This window comes from Halalkalibacter wakoensis JCM 9140 (assembly GCF_000513095.1).
Lineage (GTDB): Bacteria > Bacillota > Bacilli > Bacillales > Bacillaceae_D > Halalkalibacter > Halalkalibacter wakoensis.
In genome coordinates this window covers 12,695-29,205 of record NZ_BAUT01000051.1, presented here as the reverse complement: position 1 = coordinate 29,205, position 16,511 = coordinate 12,695, and the positions used below count along the sequence as shown (strand labels likewise).

The following is a 16,511-nucleotide window of genomic DNA, read 5'->3' as shown; positions in this document are numbered from 1 at the left end:
CCCTCCCCCCAACGCCACGCACCCCATATCAGTTCTCACTCCACAAAAAAACAGATGCCGCTCTCATCAGCAGCATCTGTCTATCAAATCATATTACGGACGGAATGGTTCATGAATGGCGCGTGCCATAAAGAGCGAAAATTGTGCTCGTGTCGTCGTTTCATTCGGTCTGAATGCTTTTCCGACTTCCGTTGTGATACCGTGGTGGGCGATCGTGTTAATTTGTTTGAAATTTGGAAATGAGCTCGTAATATCAGTAAATGAATAGTCGTGATCAGCTTCTTCTAACTCAAAGGCACGTGCTAGCACAACCGCCATTTGCGAGCGGCGAAGCCCTTCTCCAGGATTCATCTTGCCATCGGTTCCACGCATGAGGCCATGGTATTCTGCTATTCTAATAGAATTATAGGCACTTGAATGGCGGGAAACATCCGTTGCCTTCAACTCATAATCAACTGGAGCTGTTAAGCCAAGCTCACGAACGAGCATAACGGCCGTTTGCGCGCGCGTAATCGTTTGATTCGGGGCAAACGTTCCATCCGGATAGCCGCTTATCACTCTACGGTCACTTAAAAAGCGAATTTCGTCATATGCGAAGTGATCGGACGGGATATCGCTAAATCGAACAGGCGAATCATCCCCTCCTGCACCAGATCCTGCTCCGCCACTGCTGCCTTCTCCCCCTAACGCTCGAATATCACGGTCCACTTTAGCAAGACGCTCTTCTAGGGAGTCAGCGCTTTTTTTCACAGCATCTAATTCTTTCGTAACATACTCATCACTTGCTAATTCCTCTTGTTTGGATGCTCCTACATCTGAACAACCACTCACAAATAAGACAACAGCCATTAACGATAAGAACTTCCTCATCCTGACACCTCATTTTTAAAATAATCAATCCCATGTACGCAAACGAGCCAGAGCTTGTCCACCACTAGCCTCGTCTTACGATTTTTTTCTTTATGACATCTAGTTCCGGGAGGCGAGTAACATAAGCCACTCCGGCAAAAACGAGCGCCGAAATGATTCCAGCAACCATCAACGTAAGCCAAGCAGACGCATTAGGCAAGAGCCATTTTACACCGATTTGTACAAGCACCAGGCTGAAGCAAATCGCGACAATGGGCAATGCGCTTTTCCAATTTTTCAGTTGAATTACATCTAATTTTAACACGATTTTCGCTGCAATCACTAGAAGAAGAAAATTGGTAAGTGCTGAAACCGATGTCCCAATAGCTAATCCAAATGCTCCAAATTGTTCAATCAACATAAAGTTGATCACAACGTTAATTCCAAACACCGAAATAACACTCAACGTTACTGGCAGGACGGACTTTTCCTTCGCATAAAAAAACCTCGTTACGTAAGCATTCGCGGCATGGGCAAACATCGCAATCACAAGTGCTTGAAAAAGTGGTGCCGCGATTAAAGTGGATTCTCTCGTAAAGTTGCCGTATTGAAAGACGACCGTAAAAATCTCTTCTGCATAAAAGAACGCAAAAATCGAAGCGGGTAAGATCGTAATAACTAGCATCCTTAATCCCTTTTGGTAAATCTGTTCAATTTCTCCATCCTCATTTGCCGCAACCTTTCTCGCCAACAGCGGATAAATCACCGTCGTAACAGCTGTCATCAGAACACTTTGTGGAAGCTGAACAATTTTCGAGGCATAATTTAAGCCCGCAATCGCCCCTTCTTCAAGCGTCGAGGCAAAGATTCGATGAATGAGAAAATAAAACTGCAACGTCGCTCCGCCAAGTAAAATTGGAAATCCTAATCGAAGCATCCGTTTGAATTCACTACTCATTTGAAACGCAAAGCGAAAATTCAAGAAGTTCCCTTTTTTCACTAAATAAATAAGCATGACGACCATCGCAAACGAACTGATAATCGCTCCATAAGCGTGAGCGTACGGCCCCATAAATGGAAAAAGGGCAATCGCGATTAGAACGAAGGTTGCATTCATAACAAGTGTGGAGGTCGTCGCAAGCTTAAATTGCTGATTGACATTTAAAATGCCTGTCAGCCACATGGACAAGACGAGAAAAAACGTTGCCGGAGCCATAATCGTAAAGAGCTCACTCGTCAGCGCGAGCTCTTCTCCTGACAACCCTCTAAAGAGCAACCCGATCACACGATCAGAGAACATCATCAGCACCACTGTAAAGGCGACAAGGATAAAGGTCAACCACGTAAACACCGACTGTAAAAACCGCTGTTGCAAGGCACCATCATTCATTTTGCTGTACACCGAAATAAAGGCCGTTGTAACGGCACCTCCGACGACAATATAAAAGAAATTAGGTAACGTGTAGGCTGTAATGACACTATCAGCAACATAGCTTGTTCCGAATTGATAGCCGATGACGACTTCCCGCAAAAAGCCAATCATGCGGGAGCCTAAATTAATGACCGCGACCGCTCCAATAATCGCAAATAATGATTTTCCTTTCATGTAAGCACCTTACCTTCTCTAGCTCTTTTCAATAAAAGAACGAATCAATCCGACAATATGATCACGACCGCTTTGATACTCGGCTGGTTCAAAGTCCTTCACTTTCTCAAGCGCCTCTTCTAGCTGCTCAACTTCTTTTATCCCGATGATGTACCCTGTTTCTGTGAATTGGTCAACAATCTCCACTTGATGGTCGTCATTATGCTCTTGATGGGCTTGGCGTCTCGCAACTGCAATCACCTTTTTCCCTTTTTTGACACCGGTAATAATTGAACCGGTTCCAGCATGTGTAATAACAAGACTCGCTTCTTCAAAGTAACGCTCCATCTCACTGTAGCTCATAAACGGAATCAGCTTCATCTTCTCCGATTCAAAAGACGTATGCCCAAGCTGGACCACGATTTCCTCTGTAATGATGCCTTCCTTTTGTAGTCGTTCTACCGCAAGAAGCAGACGTTGAAATGATAATTCATGTGTACCAAGAACAACAAAGATCAATAGATAGACCCCCCATACACCGCTTTTGGATAAACCTCTTTCATCGATTCCCACTGAACGATAAACAAGTCAGCAATAGGATAGACAAGTTTTCCTGAAAGCGTTGGTGTCGTTGTTTTGGCAAAGCTTTCGATGAAAACGACTTTTTTGCGAAACAGCTTGGCGATATAACACATCGGTACAGCTGTATGAACCCCTGTTGTGACAACAACATCTGGGCGTTCTTTAAGAAAAATCAACAGCGATTTCAAACAGTTATATGAAAATTTAAAAAGATAACTAACTGGATAGTTTCGAGCTCCGTAAACAAGCAGGGAAGTGGGATGTTCTTTCTTCAGCTCTTCTGTAATGGTGGATTTCTCCGTGACAAGATGATAATCATATTCTTCAAACAGCGGCTTCAGTTGCAAAAGCTGTGTTAAATGCCCTCCAATGGAGGAAATGAATAGCACTTTCTTTCGTTTCATTAGACTTCTTACCTTTCCTCTTCTACATTGCCGTAAAGCTCAAGCAGTTTATCGATGATTCTCTCTTGGTCATACTGTTCTACACGTTCAAAACCGTTCTCTGTCAGCGTTTGGCGAAGCTTGGCATCCACTAAAACCTCGTGTAGTCCGTCTGCTAGGGAGGTACTGTCTTTCGCCTCGACGAGACGCCCGTGGTCTTCTGCGAGCAAATAACGAAGCCCACCGACGTTCGTTCCAACAACAGGAGTTCCACATGCCATCGCTTCTAATGCAACAAGGCCAAACCCTTCTAAATGTGACGGCAATACGAACACTTCAGCAGCCGCCATCCAAACAGCCACCTCCTGCTGTGGGACGGCTTCCTTTATTTCAACAGCGAGCTTCTTCTCATCGATCAACGTATGAATCGTCTCTAAGAATGAAGGCTTCTTCGGGTTTCCGACCAAATAAAGCTTTACAGCTGGATCTTTTTTTTGTACTTGTTCATAGGCAGAAAGGAGTTCCCAGATTCCCTTTTCAGGAATGAGATTCCCAATAAAGACAAGCGGACGCACGCCACTTGCAATGCCAAGTGATTCGCGCGCCTCCTTTTTCGATTGTGGTTGAAAAATCGTGCGGTTTACACCCATATTTAACAACGAAACGTTCTCTTTTGGGATACCGAAATCTGAAATGATCGCTTGTTGCAAGTCTTGTCCAACGGCAATCACTTCATCCGCTTCATGTAAGATCTTCTTCGTCCAATTGCGAATGCGTTCGTTCTTTTTAGCCATCCGTTCAATGTCGCCACCATGTGCCGTGACCACCATTCTCGTTTTGAACACCTTTTTAAATAGAAGTGCCAGCATCCCGGTTGGGAACACATAATGAGCGTGGACGACATCATACGTTCTTCCTTTTGCCGCCAACGTACGAAACGTTTGCCACATCCACTTGCTATATTTCAAGAGGACTTGTTTCTTCCCCATACTTGGATTATCAACAGCTACGACATCAACGATATGCCCCCGACTTCGAAGGGCTTCGACTTGGTTTTTAACGAAAATACCGAATGTCGCTTGCTTTGGACCTGGGTACATATTGCTTAGGACGAGAATTCTCTTACTTTGACTCATTGGACTTCTCCTTTTTCATCCAGTTCACAGCAATTCCGAGGAACAACCAGAACCAGAGCGCAATTTGGTGATTCTCCCAAGCTGTGGAAAGAAGCCCCATTAACACAAAGGCAATACCAAAGGTCACAACAAACAACCCAACCCACTTGGCCATAGCATTGTTAGATTCGGAGAATAACGTCATTTCCTTCAACACTTTGAAGAAAAAGGCAGCAAAGAGGATGACACCGATGATGCCATATTCAACTAGAACATATAGCGCATTGTTGTCAACTGTTCTCATCGTCGACGGCAAGCCTTCGTTCATAAATTGATGAAACGGAGAATCAAAGACAAAAGCCGCGTTGCTTCCGAACATTCCTGGTCCTACTCCTGCAATAGGATTGAACATAAACACTTCAAGTCCACTTAATATAATAAGGAAGCGGTAGTTTTTCGATAAGTCTAACGTGTATACATTCCGTTGCGCAAATCCTTCTAAAAAGACAAGCGCCAAGCCGTATCCGACAACAAAGAGAACACCGAGCACCGCTGATGTAACTAATAAGACGCGGAACGCTTTGTTTTTTCGGTTCAAAATACCAATAATCGCCAAACAGCCAATAAGTGCTAAAAACGCTTGGCGTGAAAAGGTAAACGCAATCGCTGTTAGTAGCACAACCGCGATTATGCTGTAAATCGTTATTTCTTTCTTTGATAATTCGGCACGGAACGCAAATAAATAAAAAGCAACAAGAAGTAACACCGCAACTAAAAATCCAGCAAGTGTGTTACTCGAATCCATCATTCCAAAAGCCCGCACTTCTTCCCCAACAGCAATGCTTCGTCTTTCTGTAATATTCCGAAGTGGAAGTGGAACTAAGAGGGCCACTTGGATAAAACCAATCACCGACTGCACAAGTGCAATTCCAATGATCAAATGAAAGACACGCTTCACCCATGCTTGTGGAATATCCATCACAAGCAGTACAAAAAATAGAATGACGTATTGAAAAATAGCACGAACTCCAAAAATCCCTTGTGCAAACGGAACATTGTTTACAAACATACTAAAAAGGGCAAAGGCAAACAAAATCAGCAAGCTCGTATTTAGTGGATTTTTCAACTTCTCTAGTACCTTTTTCCCGCCAACAGCTGGATGAAAGAGGACTACAAAGACCATTCCAACGAGGATCATTTCACCGATGTACGACATCGGCATACGAATCAGTCCTGGAATGTAGCTTGCCCAAATTCTCGTAAATTGCAATTCAATCGACGTCCAAATAAGTAACGCGACCGTCGCCCACAGCAGCAGCTGATTCACTCGCTCTGCCGGTATCACTTTTTCTATCATCAATCCCACACCAATCACTCTATTTTATAATTTGTTTCAATCCTAACTTCGCTTCTTCTTTTAGCCGTTTGGAAACCGTGACAAAGTCATCTTGTACCGTTTCCCACTTTTGTTCGATTGTTTCAAACACATCGAAAACAGCCGTCGTCTCTTTTCGTACGTGATCGATTTTCACTCCTAGCTCCGATCGATTCAAAACATCCATGAAATCATGAACTTTGTGATGATAACCAATCCCAATAATCGGGGTTTGTGCCACAACAGATAAAATTAACGAATGCAGACGCGTTCCAATGATCAAATCTTGCTCAGCACTGATCGAGACAATATCTGTCGGATGAAGATTGTCATCGATCAACGTGACGCGATCTTTTTCCGTCATTTTTGCTTGGATATCCTTTGTCACTTGAACATCTTCAGGGTATTTCGTTGAGAAGAATGTCACTTCCACTTCTTTCTCAACAATCAATCGATCAAGTGAAGCCGCCATTCCGTCAACATATGCTTCGTACTTCGCTACATCTGGCTCTGGCCAATACTGTGTACTAAAATAAGGAACCGCCGTTACGCCAACCTTTTTAATCTTCTTTGATGGTTCGTGTTTTTTTAGGGCAGGGACAGAAAAAGCAGGATCACCAATCACTTCAATGTTTTTCTGAACGCCAATCGATTGAAGCAACTTCTTAGAATCTTGGTCACGAACCGAGATCGACCTTGCTGCTTGCGTCAGTCGACGGATAAAGAAACGCCCCGCTCTTGTCGTAATCGGACCTGCTCCGACACCATAGATGATAACTTTACAGCCTGCACGGCGACCAGTCATCCCGAGGACGCTGTAAAGGGGTGCATCACGTTTGTACATATCCATCAATAAGCCACCACCGCCAATGATCAAGAGGTCAAGCTTTTTCATGACTTGATGGCTCTCTTTCACTGTTTTCAAACCAGATGCAAGGACATTTCCTTCTTTGTAGAGAAGCGGAACAGACTGTATATCGTAACGTGCTTTCGTATTGTCTGGATTGTTGCTAAAGATCACGATATCCTCTTTCTTTATGCCTACTTCTACTGTAAGCTGATGGAGGATTCCTGTTAAAATCGCTTCGTCTCCATTATTATTGTGTCCATAATTACCTATAATTCCAACTTTCATCTAAAAACGTCCTTTACTTATTTTTCGTTTGGCGTCTCAAGTGGAGCTCATCTAAGTACTGCTCCATCTCGTCTTTCAAATCATCACGTTCAAGGGCAAATTCGATCGTTGTTTTAATAAAACCCATCTTCTCGCCAACGTCATAGCGCGTCCCTTGAAATTCATATGCTAACACGTCACGTTGCTCACTTAATGTTTGTAGCGCATCGGTAAGTTGAATTTCTGCCCCTTTTCCTGGTGAAGTCTTTTCAAGAATCTCAAAAATATCAGGTGTTAAAATATATCGACCCATAATCGCAATTTGAGAGGGTGCTTCACTTTGCTTCGGTTTTTCAACAAGGCGGTTGACTTTATGAATCCCTTCGCCTTCCTGCTCACAATCAACAATTCCGTAACGTTCAACGTCCTCAAGTGGTACTTCCTGCACACCGATGATTGGACTTTCATGCGTTTCGTACAACTCCATCATCTGCTTTAAGCAAGGATTGTTCTCACTTTTCACAATATCATCACCTAATAGCACCGCAAACGGCTCATCTCCAATAAATTTACGCGCACAATAAACAGCATGTCCAAGACCTGCTGGCACTTTTTGACGGATATAGTGAATGTCTAATAAGTCCGTACTTTGTTGAACAGATCTTAGGAGAACATCTTTCCCTTTTCTCTTTAATTCATCCTCTAACTCAACCATTTTATCAAAATGATCTTCAATCGCACGCTTGCCACGACCTGTAATAATTAAAATATCTTCAATCCCCGACTCAACAGCTTCTTCAACAATATATTGGATTGTTGGTTTATCAACAATTGGTAACATTTCCTTTGGTTGTGCCTTCGTTGCAGGAAGGAATCTAGTTCCAAGACCTGCCGCCGGAATGATGGCTTTTTTTACTTTCAACAGGAACGCCTCCTAATAAAATGTTTAACTTCTTCATTATACAATAATCGACACAACTCTTGCATTGGATAATCAAAGAAAGTTGATTTTTTAGCCTGATGCCTGGACTGTTCGCTCTTACAGCAGATGCGAAACAAGACACATCCAAAACAAACAAAAGCGCTCGGTTGTTCACCCGAGCGCTTTCACCTTGTACCTAGTATGACACTGATTAGCCATGTACGCACAGCTCTTCCCCCATAACAATCCAATTGATCATATGAGTCTATTTATTACCAATTATAAAAATCTTCAATTCCTTTTATAACTGCTTTCGCGACGACTTCATTGAAGTCTGACCGCTTCATTACTGCTGCGTCCCTACTATTTGTAATAAACCCTAATTCAATGAGAACACTTGGCATTTTCGTTTCACGAATGACGACAAAATTGGCTTGTTTTGCTCCTCGATCACGCATCCCCAGATCTTCTACTAACCGTTTGTTAATTGCTTCGGCCAATGCTTTGCTTTCCTCGCTTGAATGTGAGTTATTCCAATACGTTTCTGTTCCTGTCGCTGATGCCGACGCAGCGGCATTTGCATGGATACTTATAAAAAGATCGGCTTTGGCGTCATTGGCTATTTTGGCTCTTTGACTTAATTCAAGGAACGTATCGTTATTACGTGTCATAACCGTACTAGCTCCCAAGTCTTTTAGCCTTTTGTTTAATTCCAAACCTGCACCTAGGACAACATCTTTTTCACGAAGTCCATTTCCGACTGCACCAGGATCTTTCCCGCCATGACCCGGATCAATCGCAATAACAAGATTGCCTAAACCGCTCCCTTCACCAGGCTTGCGAGTGACCAAATAATCCTTGTGAGTGTATGCCCACTGGCCATTAAATTTAATTAACGCCCAGTTTCCACTATAATCATAAATATCAACAATCGTACCGAAGCTTAAGCGACCAATCGTCTCGGTACTTGCACTTGGACCTTGACGAACATTAAGAGAATTGGCAATAACTCGTCCCTCTTCCATCACTTTTCGATCGTCAGAAGGAGACGTACTACTTCCTATTTTTTGGATGTAGTTTTTATGTACATATGCTACACCGTTACCATGTTTAATCTCAAACCAATTGCCAACTTCCCCCAAAATGTCAACCGTTGTACCAACAGTTAACCTAGCTAGCACGTCTCCATCCATATTCGGCTGTGAGCGGACATTTAAAGGTGTGCTCGTATTCGCTACTTTCCCTTGATAAAGAACACTTTGTTCCGTTACATCTAATCGGAAAGATGGTTCAAACGACCTTGCCACATAAGCTGCGAACTGAGCTCTTGTTGCGGACTGATTAGGCTGAAAACGGCTTGCACGTTCAACAATCCCATTTCGTTCTAAGGCAGAAATTTCTCTCACTGCATAAAAATCAGCAGATACATCACTAAAATGACTTGTCTGTGTACCGGTTAAGTTAAAAGCCCGTGTTAAAATGATAGCAACATGCGCTTTGCTAATGGGATCACTTGGACTAAAGCGCCCATTATTACCTCGGAAGATTCCTGCGCGAGCCGCCCGTTCAATCGCACTATATGCCCAATGATCAGTCTCACATCTGAGAATGTTTGACCGCTTACTGATCCTCCAATTCCTAATGCATTCGTCATAATAACAGCCGCCTGTGCCCTCGTTAGGGACTCATTTGGACGGAAGTTCCCACTTGCATCGCCAGTTTGAATTCGCTTTTCGTATAAATAATGAATTTCATTATAAGCATATGACCCTTTCGCCACATCGTTATACTCAAATTCATCTGCATAAGCGGGAGGTTGACCACCTATGAGCGATGGAATACAGAGAAGCACGGCCATTATTACTAAAAAGACTTTCCTTGTTATCACCCTTAATGCCTCCTCCTAAAAAACTACTAAACTATTTTCTTTGTTTTCTATAGAATATCATGGATAATTTGTCGAGACTATGTTTTGTTTGCATTTTATCAAAAATAGTCATTTCAGCTTAGTTTTGGTCGAAATTTGACTAGTGATAACATCATTGAGGTGCTTTGCAATTTGCTTCCTCTCTTTCTTTTTTCGATTAAATCGGCTACACTAAACATGGTATTAACAATGAAGGTGGGGGAACATGAAAAACTTTTTTAAAATTATCGGAATTACATCTACGCTACTACTACTATCAACAGGCTGTTCAACGGCCCAAATGGAACGAAAATTAGCTGAAGAAAACCGAATTGATACCGAAACCTACGCTTATACAGATCCTGAATTTATATATGATGAAGAAATGGTTCAACTACTAGCAAACAAGTTTCGACTTGAGGAATTATCCATCGATAACATTAACACGATTATGGAAGATGAAATAGATGCAGGTCGTTTTAATGAGGTCATTATTTACATGCGCCACTTACTCGATCATGATGAAAAACAAGCGGCTTTGTATATGAATCGCTATTATGATGCTCTGCTAGCCCATGTGGAACATGTTTCTAATCCCTCGGCACAGCTTCTAGTCGATGCAATCCATTCCGCACGCGTTCAATACGAAGTCAACCCAGATGATCAACAAGCGACCGTCCAATATGCTACGTTGCTTCTCTATTCAGAAGAGAACTACGAGCAAGGATTAGACCTTATTTTTTCTCTAGAAAAAGAATTGCTTGAAAACGAAGAAGAGGTTCATAAACGTACGCTGCAAACTCTCGCACAAGCTTATTTAATCGACGAGCAATACGAAGAAAGCCTTGAGCGTTTACTTACATTAAGAGGGTTCGATTCAGACGATTCTTTGTTGTTTTACCAGATCAGTTATGTTCTCGACCTCCTTGGCGAACATGAAGAAGCTGCTGCTTATTTAGACAGAGCCTATTCCCCTACACGGGATTTCCTCGCTCGCTACGGAACAGATTCGTTCGGGTTCTATGCTAGCTTCTTTAACGACGAGGAGAATGAATAAGGCAATCCAAAACTATAGCAAAGAAGAGCTAAACGAACGAAACATGGAAAAAGGGACTCAATCCCTTCTCCATGTTTCGTTCTTTTTTCTTTTTTCTACCAATTTGTTTACAATTCTACTAATCTTCTTTAAGATGGATGTACAGTCAATTTTTAGAAATTTGTTTTCGGGAGGATATCAGATCATGAACAAGATGCAGCGCTTTGCTTTTACTAGTCTTGCTTTTTCTGCTTTGTTGTTTATAAGTCCATCAGCCTTTGCTTCAGAGGAAGAAATAGGTAGTGAGCTTGAACCCGTTTCTGTTGAAGTCGATAGTTACGAGCCACTGTATGCTGATGTATCAGAGCAACACTTTGCCAAAGCAGCTATTCGTTTTTTAAGTGAGAGAGGGATTGTTTCGGGTTCAACAGAGCTTATTCGAACCTGATGCACCATTAACTCGTGCTCAAGCAGCCAAAATTTTAAGTGAAACATTGAACCTAACAGCAAACCAATACCGCCTGCAAGCAACCGATGTTTTAGATTCACACTGGGCCATTGATTCCTTTAAAGCATTAGAAAAAGCAGGGATTATGACCGGTACCAATGGAAAGTTACAACCAAATGCCCATGTGACAAGAGCACAAATGGCTTCTATGCTTACTCGTGCATTTGATTATGCAGGTCCAACAAGCTTTGCTTCTTTTACCGATATCGATCGTGACTTTTGGGCTTATCACGACGTTAATACGTTAGCGGCAAACGGAGTCACGACTCAAGTAAACCAAGCTTTCCGCCCAAATGAAGAAACGACTCGTGCACAATTCTCTTTATTTGTCGCACGAAGCTTAGATGATCGATTTAAGGTGTATTCATCTAAATGATAAAAAAAGACGGCTCCCGGCGATGCCGTCTTTTTTTATCGTGTTCGGAAATTCCCCAAAAAACTCGGCCTCTTACAAGTTGTAAGAGACCGAGTCGTCTTCTATCTGCTTCTATTCGTTATTCGCTACTCGCTCATCCACCCGCGCTAAAAAGACGGCGAATTGCCCACGGCGTACGGATTCATTCGGTCTAAAAGCATCACCTTCGACTTTTGTTATACCATTATAAGCAAGTCGGTTGATCGCTTCAAATCCGCTGAAAGAAGAGTCGATGTCTGTAAATGACACCTCTCGTGTCGGCTCAGTGAAATCCTCACCGAATAGACGAGTAAGCACCAAAGCCATTTGCGAGCGTCGGAAAGAATCACGCGGGCGTATTGTCCCATCGGAATATGGCGTTAAAATGCCATGAGCTTCCGCAATAAGCATGTACGTATTGTCTTCATGATCCGTTGCCTTTGACTCAAAGCCTGCTGGCAACGATAACTCTAATTCCTCTACTAGTATTTTCGCCGCATGTCGCCTTTGCAAAGGGATGTTCGTCCCAAATGTACCATCAGGATAGCCACTTAAGGACCCTCGAGCTTCAAGCATCGCAACAGCGCTTCTCATTTCCGTATTTGTCACTTGAATATCCGGGAAAATACTAATCTCACCCGGATGTAAATAAGAGGATGCGAGATAGCCCGTTTGCGTTCCATCAAGAGACTTTATTTCATAAAAGGCAAACAAATTGTTCAAATTGTTGTCATAATAAGGTCCACTTACGACTGTAAATGGGTGTGCATGCGTGACTTTTTCAAAAGAAGAAGAGGTATTCGGTTCAGAGCGAAGATTCATCGCTTCATGTTCTGGATGAAAGGTGAAGACAATCTCTCCCTCTTGAAACATTTGTCTACTTTCCGTTCGTTGCTTCTTTAAGATTGATAGATTCCGTTGCTCTTCTAGAAAACGCATAATGTTGCCACCTTCGTTGTATGTCACTTCAAATGAAGAAGGTGGGTTCGTGCGTAACAGGGCGCGTGATTCAATCGTAGCAAAAATTTGATCTTGATACGTTCGATTTGAACGGTTCGGATCATTTCGTTGCTCTAATCCGTTGTATGCTAGGACAGGAAAATACCAGCCTTCTAAAATTGCTGGAGATGTCACTTGTTGAAACGAAGGCAACAAGCGGCCTTCCCACGCTTTTTTCTCAAGAAGTTGCATAATCCCAACTTCAATATTATAAGCGATATCGTCTTTCAATCGCTGTTCATCAATTCCTTTTTGCTCCAATTCGCTTGGACTCATCGTCACTTGCATTATGCCAATGCCACCGTCTCCATCAGCATTTAAAATCGGATCACCGTTTTCATCAAATTGACGCATCTGCGTTTCTTGATAGGCAATCGCCAGCACAATCTCTGGTGGCACATCATACTGAATTGCTAACTCAGAAAGCAAGGCTTTCCTCTCTGCAATGGTTCCATTTTCAGCTGCTGTCGCTCCAGGGAAAACGAAACATAGTAAAGTGAATACAAGCAAACTGACTCCGATTGCTTTTTTTCCCATCGTCCTCTCCCCTTTCTATCAAATAAAAGGGCTGCTCCTATGAGACGAACAAAAGCTCTTCCTCTTTTGTTACGATCTTATTTGGAGCAAACCCCTCTTACTCTACTCTTCTTATTGTATCAGACTGCTAGAATTGATCAACTGTCAATTCGTATGGGCGAATACTAGGATTGCCTTCAATATCTTTGACTCCAATGAAATATTGTCCTTTTTCTAACGTAGTTTGCAGTACTTCTGCATCCCCTTGTCCATATTGCTTCGATTGTAAAAGCATATGGCCGTCTTTGTCATAAAGGGTTAGCTCACCATCTAGATCAAATGGGACATCAAGCGTGATTTGGATATCTGATTTCTCGTCAAGGTCAAAGGAATAATAATGAACATCCCCATCTTTTAGACCCGCTGCTAAGAAATCAACGGCTTGCCATTTGTTGCTTCCAACCTGTCTTACTGGTTTGGCAAGCTCTGGAATCGTTCCTACCGGCTTCTCTTTTGCTTCATGAGCAGGGGCAACTGTAACACGATAAGGTGTTAACGAAGGTGTGTTAAACCAGTTTTCAATAATGATGAAATAACCACGTCCCTCTTTTACTTTGAAGGAGCCATGTTCATCTTCATTATCCCAGCCACGATCAAATAAGTAGGCAGGACTGTCTGGGGCAAGCTCACGATCTCCTTTCACATCTTCAACGATCATCACCATTGGATCAATCGTCGTATACAACTCAGATGGTACGCCACGTTGCTCGTGCTGTTTGCCATGGAGCACTTCGACATGAAATCCATAGACTCCATCTTGTTTGGCCTCCATATAAAACATGTCAACATCACGATTCAAGGCAAAGTTGGCTGTAAACGAGTAATCTGGTAAGTCTTTCGCTGTATCTGGTGTATTGTTCTTTTCATACGCATCACCAGGATTTTCAATTAAGATGTCCGATGTTATTTCATATTGGTCTAGTGATGGCTGAAAGTAAAAGCTTGATAACATAAAGACATATGTTTCATCTCCTTCAAGTCCTACTTGTAACCCTGTACTTAAATCCATTCCATAGTAACTAAATCCGTATGAATCAGCTACAAAGGATAAATATTCTTCTCCGTCCTCTTCCACTACTTTATACACTTCAACAAATGGCTGTAACGTTTCTGTTTCATTCCAATCAAAATGGTAAATTCCATCAACAGTCGGCTCTACTTTCAGAAGATCAATATCATAATCGTATTGGAAATAACCTGTTATGCTCTCCCCAACCGTATATGGTCGCGCTAGCTCTAATAAGTCCGCTAATTCTCCTTCAAAATAATACATACCGCCGCCAACATATAGCTCAAACATTTGCTCAAATTGTTGCTTTTTCTTTAAATAGTTTGCAATCGGAAGCTCTTCCATTTCCTCTTCGTCCATCATCAGAGGAGCATCATCTTGAAGGGCCATTGGGAAATCGTCCTCATCCGCTGGTAGCACTTCTCCACGAATCGTGAGCTCATAAGGGATGTGTGAAGATGTTGCTCGTTCGGAAACATCGTCGTACATCAACATCATAAATGGATCATAATAAAAGGTCATATAGTTATCGACACTTGTTGCTTCAATTACATATTCCTGTCCAGGCATCGCTTCAAACGTCAATGTTTCTCCTTGAGCAATTCCATTTCGGTTCGCTGATGCAAATGGCCAAGGCTCTTGGTCCATCATTTCATCAATGATCTCCTGCGGCAAACCTTCTAGCATGTCCTCTGTTAACTCACGATCAAACTCTTCTGCGAAATAAGCATGAATCGTTGGATTCAATCCTGGAATGCTTGATAAGGAAATTTCCACAACTTTCGGTTCCTCAACCGTGAAACGGTAGTAATCTTGGTCGCCTTCATCGCCAGCTAAATAAAACGATCCCAGACCGCTTTGGTTCGTTGAGAATGGAAGTGATTCAACGTGGACCGGGGTCTCTATTGTATTGTTATCTTCCAAAAAGGTTTCATATTTAGCTAGAGTTAACGTATAAGATGATTCCCCGTTTTCATGATACTTGTTATACGCATCTTTTACGGAAACAACGACCTTTCCATCTTGTTCAGCTTCGAATAAATATCCTTCTATCTCTCCAGATCCAACATCGTTTACCGTAATCGTGTTTTCTGCTTCTACCTCTCCATCAAGGTAAAATTCCAGTTCTGCTTTATAGTCATACGGACTTGTCCCTTCAAGCATCAGCTGAATTTTTTCACCTGCTTGAACGTCTGTGATCCAATAGTGCGTTTCCCCAGGAAATGTGATGGTTCCAGACGTTTCAAAATCTTGTTCTGTCAACGTAATTGGCTGTGCTCGCTCAGCTTGAGCTAACGTCTCACGCACCGCAGTCGGGATTTGCTCAATATCAAATTGTAAAGCAGCAACCGGATCGACTCGTCCATAACCAAACGTCGTATCAAAACCAGTCTCTCCAAGGTCTTTCGCTGATTGTTGCAGGACATACATGACTTCAAGCGGTGTTAAATCAGGGTGTTTTGATAATAACAATGAAGCGACTCCAGCGACGACTGGTGATGCCATAGACGTTCCATCATAAGAACTAAATGACGATCCTTTATAAGGGAGATAATCCGAACTATAGACCTTGCTCCCTGGTGCTGTTACATCAATCGATGAACCGTAATTTGAAAAGTAGGACAGATCATCATGACGATCGGTCGATCCAACACTAATCACTCCTTCATATCCAGCTGGATATGAAGCATAATCTGATGCGCTATTCCCAGCAGCTGCAACAATGGTAACTCCAGCGTCAATGGCTTTTTCCACTGCTTTTTGCATAATTGGAGTTGACGCGCCACCAAGACTCATATTAATCACATCTACCTCTTCATCGACTGCAATCATGATGCCTTCTGCAATTGCATAGTCGGACGTGCCATATCCACCATTGAACACATCAATGGAAACAATATCGGCTTCTGGATGTAGCCCATAGCCCCCCAGACCGTTTCCTTTTTCCGCTGCAACAATTCCTGCAACATGAGTACCGTGACTCCCTTTTAGCGCACGGCGCATCGGCTCTTGAACGTTGAAATCACTAACCACTTTCCCTTTCAATTCCGGATGATCATAATCAACCCCTTCATCAATAATCGCTACTTTCACTTGGTTGTCCCCTGCTAAACTATGAGCCTTTTCAACCTCTAATAGATTCAGATGATACATCTCA

15 protein-coding genes are annotated in these 16,511 nt (G+C 42.5%); 3 read left to right on the top strand and 12 right to left on the bottom strand.

Translation table 11 applies throughout. The features are described from left to right. Positions 1-93: 93 nt before the first annotated feature. The 10 genes from JCM9140_RS16065 to JCM9140_RS16020 all read right to left on the bottom strand — a co-directional run bounded on the left by JCM9140_RS16065 (position 94) and on the right by JCM9140_RS16020 (position 9,813). Positions 94-870, bottom strand: a complete 777-nt coding sequence (locus JCM9140_RS16065; protein WP_034748762.1) for an S-layer homology domain-containing protein — start codon at positions 868-870, stop codon at positions 94-96. 64 nt (positions 871-934) lie between these two features. Beyond that, complete coding sequence (murJ, locus tag JCM9140_RS16060; protein ID WP_034748760.1) at positions 935-2,455, bottom strand: murein biosynthesis integral membrane protein MurJ; 1,521 nt, start codon at positions 2,453-2,455, stop codon at positions 935-937. Between the two features lie 18 nt (positions 2,456-2,473). Further along, the gene (gene pssE / locus JCM9140_RS16055) at positions 2,474-2,953 is read right to left on the bottom strand and encodes a PssE/Cps14G family polysaccharide biosynthesis glycosyltransferase (RefSeq protein WP_034748758.1); all 480 of its coding nucleotides are present in this window, start codon (positions 2,951-2,953) and stop codon (positions 2,474-2,476) included. Then, positions 2,950-3,420: a PssD/Cps14F family polysaccharide biosynthesis glycosyltransferase gene (gene pssD / locus JCM9140_RS16050; RefSeq protein WP_034748756.1), complete on the bottom strand. Its 471-nt coding sequence runs from the start codon at positions 3,418-3,420 to the stop codon at positions 2,950-2,952. Before pssD ends, pssE begins: the two co-directional genes overlap by 4 nt. An 8-nt stretch (positions 3,421-3,428) precedes the next feature. Then, entirely contained in the window at positions 3,429-4,535 is a 1,107-nt protein-coding gene (locus JCM9140_RS16045; RefSeq protein WP_235715378.1) for a glycosyltransferase, read from the bottom strand. Next, entirely contained in the window at positions 4,522-5,871 is a 1,350-nt protein-coding gene (locus JCM9140_RS16040; RefSeq protein WP_034748755.1) for an O-antigen ligase family protein, read from the bottom strand. Before JCM9140_RS16040 ends, JCM9140_RS16045 begins: the two co-directional genes overlap by 14 nt. Before the next feature lie 19 nt (positions 5,872-5,890). Beyond that, positions 5,891-7,024 carry a polysaccharide pyruvyl transferase family protein gene (locus JCM9140_RS16035; protein WP_034748753.1) on the bottom strand — a complete coding sequence of 378 codons (1,134 nt, stop codon included), beginning with the start codon at positions 7,022-7,024 and terminating at the stop codon, positions 5,891-5,893. Between the two features lie 13 nt (positions 7,025-7,037). Beyond that, positions 7,038-7,925: a UTP--glucose-1-phosphate uridylyltransferase GalU gene (gene galU / locus JCM9140_RS16030; protein ID WP_034748751.1), complete on the bottom strand. Its 888-nt coding sequence runs from the start codon at positions 7,923-7,925 to the stop codon at positions 7,038-7,040. 272 nt (positions 7,926-8,197) lie between these two features. Beyond that, positions 8,198-9,472 (bottom strand): N-acetylmuramoyl-L-alanine amidase, encoded by a 1,275-nt coding sequence (locus JCM9140_RS24185; RefSeq protein WP_369384438.1) that lies wholly within the window; start codon positions 9,470-9,472, stop codon positions 8,198-8,200. Next, positions 9,400-9,813 (bottom strand): S-layer homology domain-containing protein, encoded by a 414-nt coding sequence (locus JCM9140_RS16020; RefSeq protein ID WP_034748747.1) that lies wholly within the window; start codon positions 9,811-9,813, stop codon positions 9,400-9,402. Before JCM9140_RS16020 ends, JCM9140_RS24185 begins: the two co-directional genes overlap by 73 nt. A gap of 244 nt (positions 9,814-10,057) precedes the next feature. On the opposite strand from JCM9140_RS16020, the gene JCM9140_RS16015 reads away from it, so the two are divergent. The 3 genes from JCM9140_RS16015 (at position 10,058) to JCM9140_RS16010 (ending at position 11,751) form a co-directional block, all read left to right on the top strand. Next, a complete protein-coding gene (locus tag JCM9140_RS16015) occupies positions 10,058-10,888 on the top strand; it encodes a tetratricopeptide repeat protein (protein WP_034748745.1) in 831 nt (276 codons plus the stop codon). A gap of 184 nt (positions 10,889-11,072) precedes the next feature. After that, complete coding sequence (locus tag JCM9140_RS23890) at positions 11,073-11,315, top strand: hypothetical protein (RefSeq protein ID WP_156314900.1); 243 nt, start codon at positions 11,073-11,075, stop codon at positions 11,313-11,315. Continuing rightward, positions 11,281-11,751, top strand: coding sequence for an S-layer homology domain-containing protein (locus JCM9140_RS16010; RefSeq protein ID WP_052002320.1), 471 nt, complete (start codon positions 11,281-11,283; stop codon positions 11,749-11,751). Before JCM9140_RS23890 ends, JCM9140_RS16010 begins: the two co-directional genes overlap by 35 nt. A gap of 111 nt (positions 11,752-11,862) precedes the next feature. On the opposite strand, the gene JCM9140_RS16005 is transcribed toward JCM9140_RS16010, so the two are convergent. Then, positions 11,863-13,305, bottom strand: coding sequence for an S-layer homology domain-containing protein (locus JCM9140_RS16005; RefSeq protein WP_034748743.1), 1,443 nt, complete (start codon positions 13,303-13,305; stop codon positions 11,863-11,865). A 127-nt stretch (positions 13,306-13,432) separates the two neighbouring features. Further along, a complete protein-coding gene (locus JCM9140_RS16000) occupies positions 13,433-16,507 on the bottom strand; it encodes a S8 family serine peptidase (protein ID WP_081727729.1) in 3,075 nt (1,024 codons plus the stop codon). Positions 16,508-16,511: the final 4 nt, after the last annotated feature.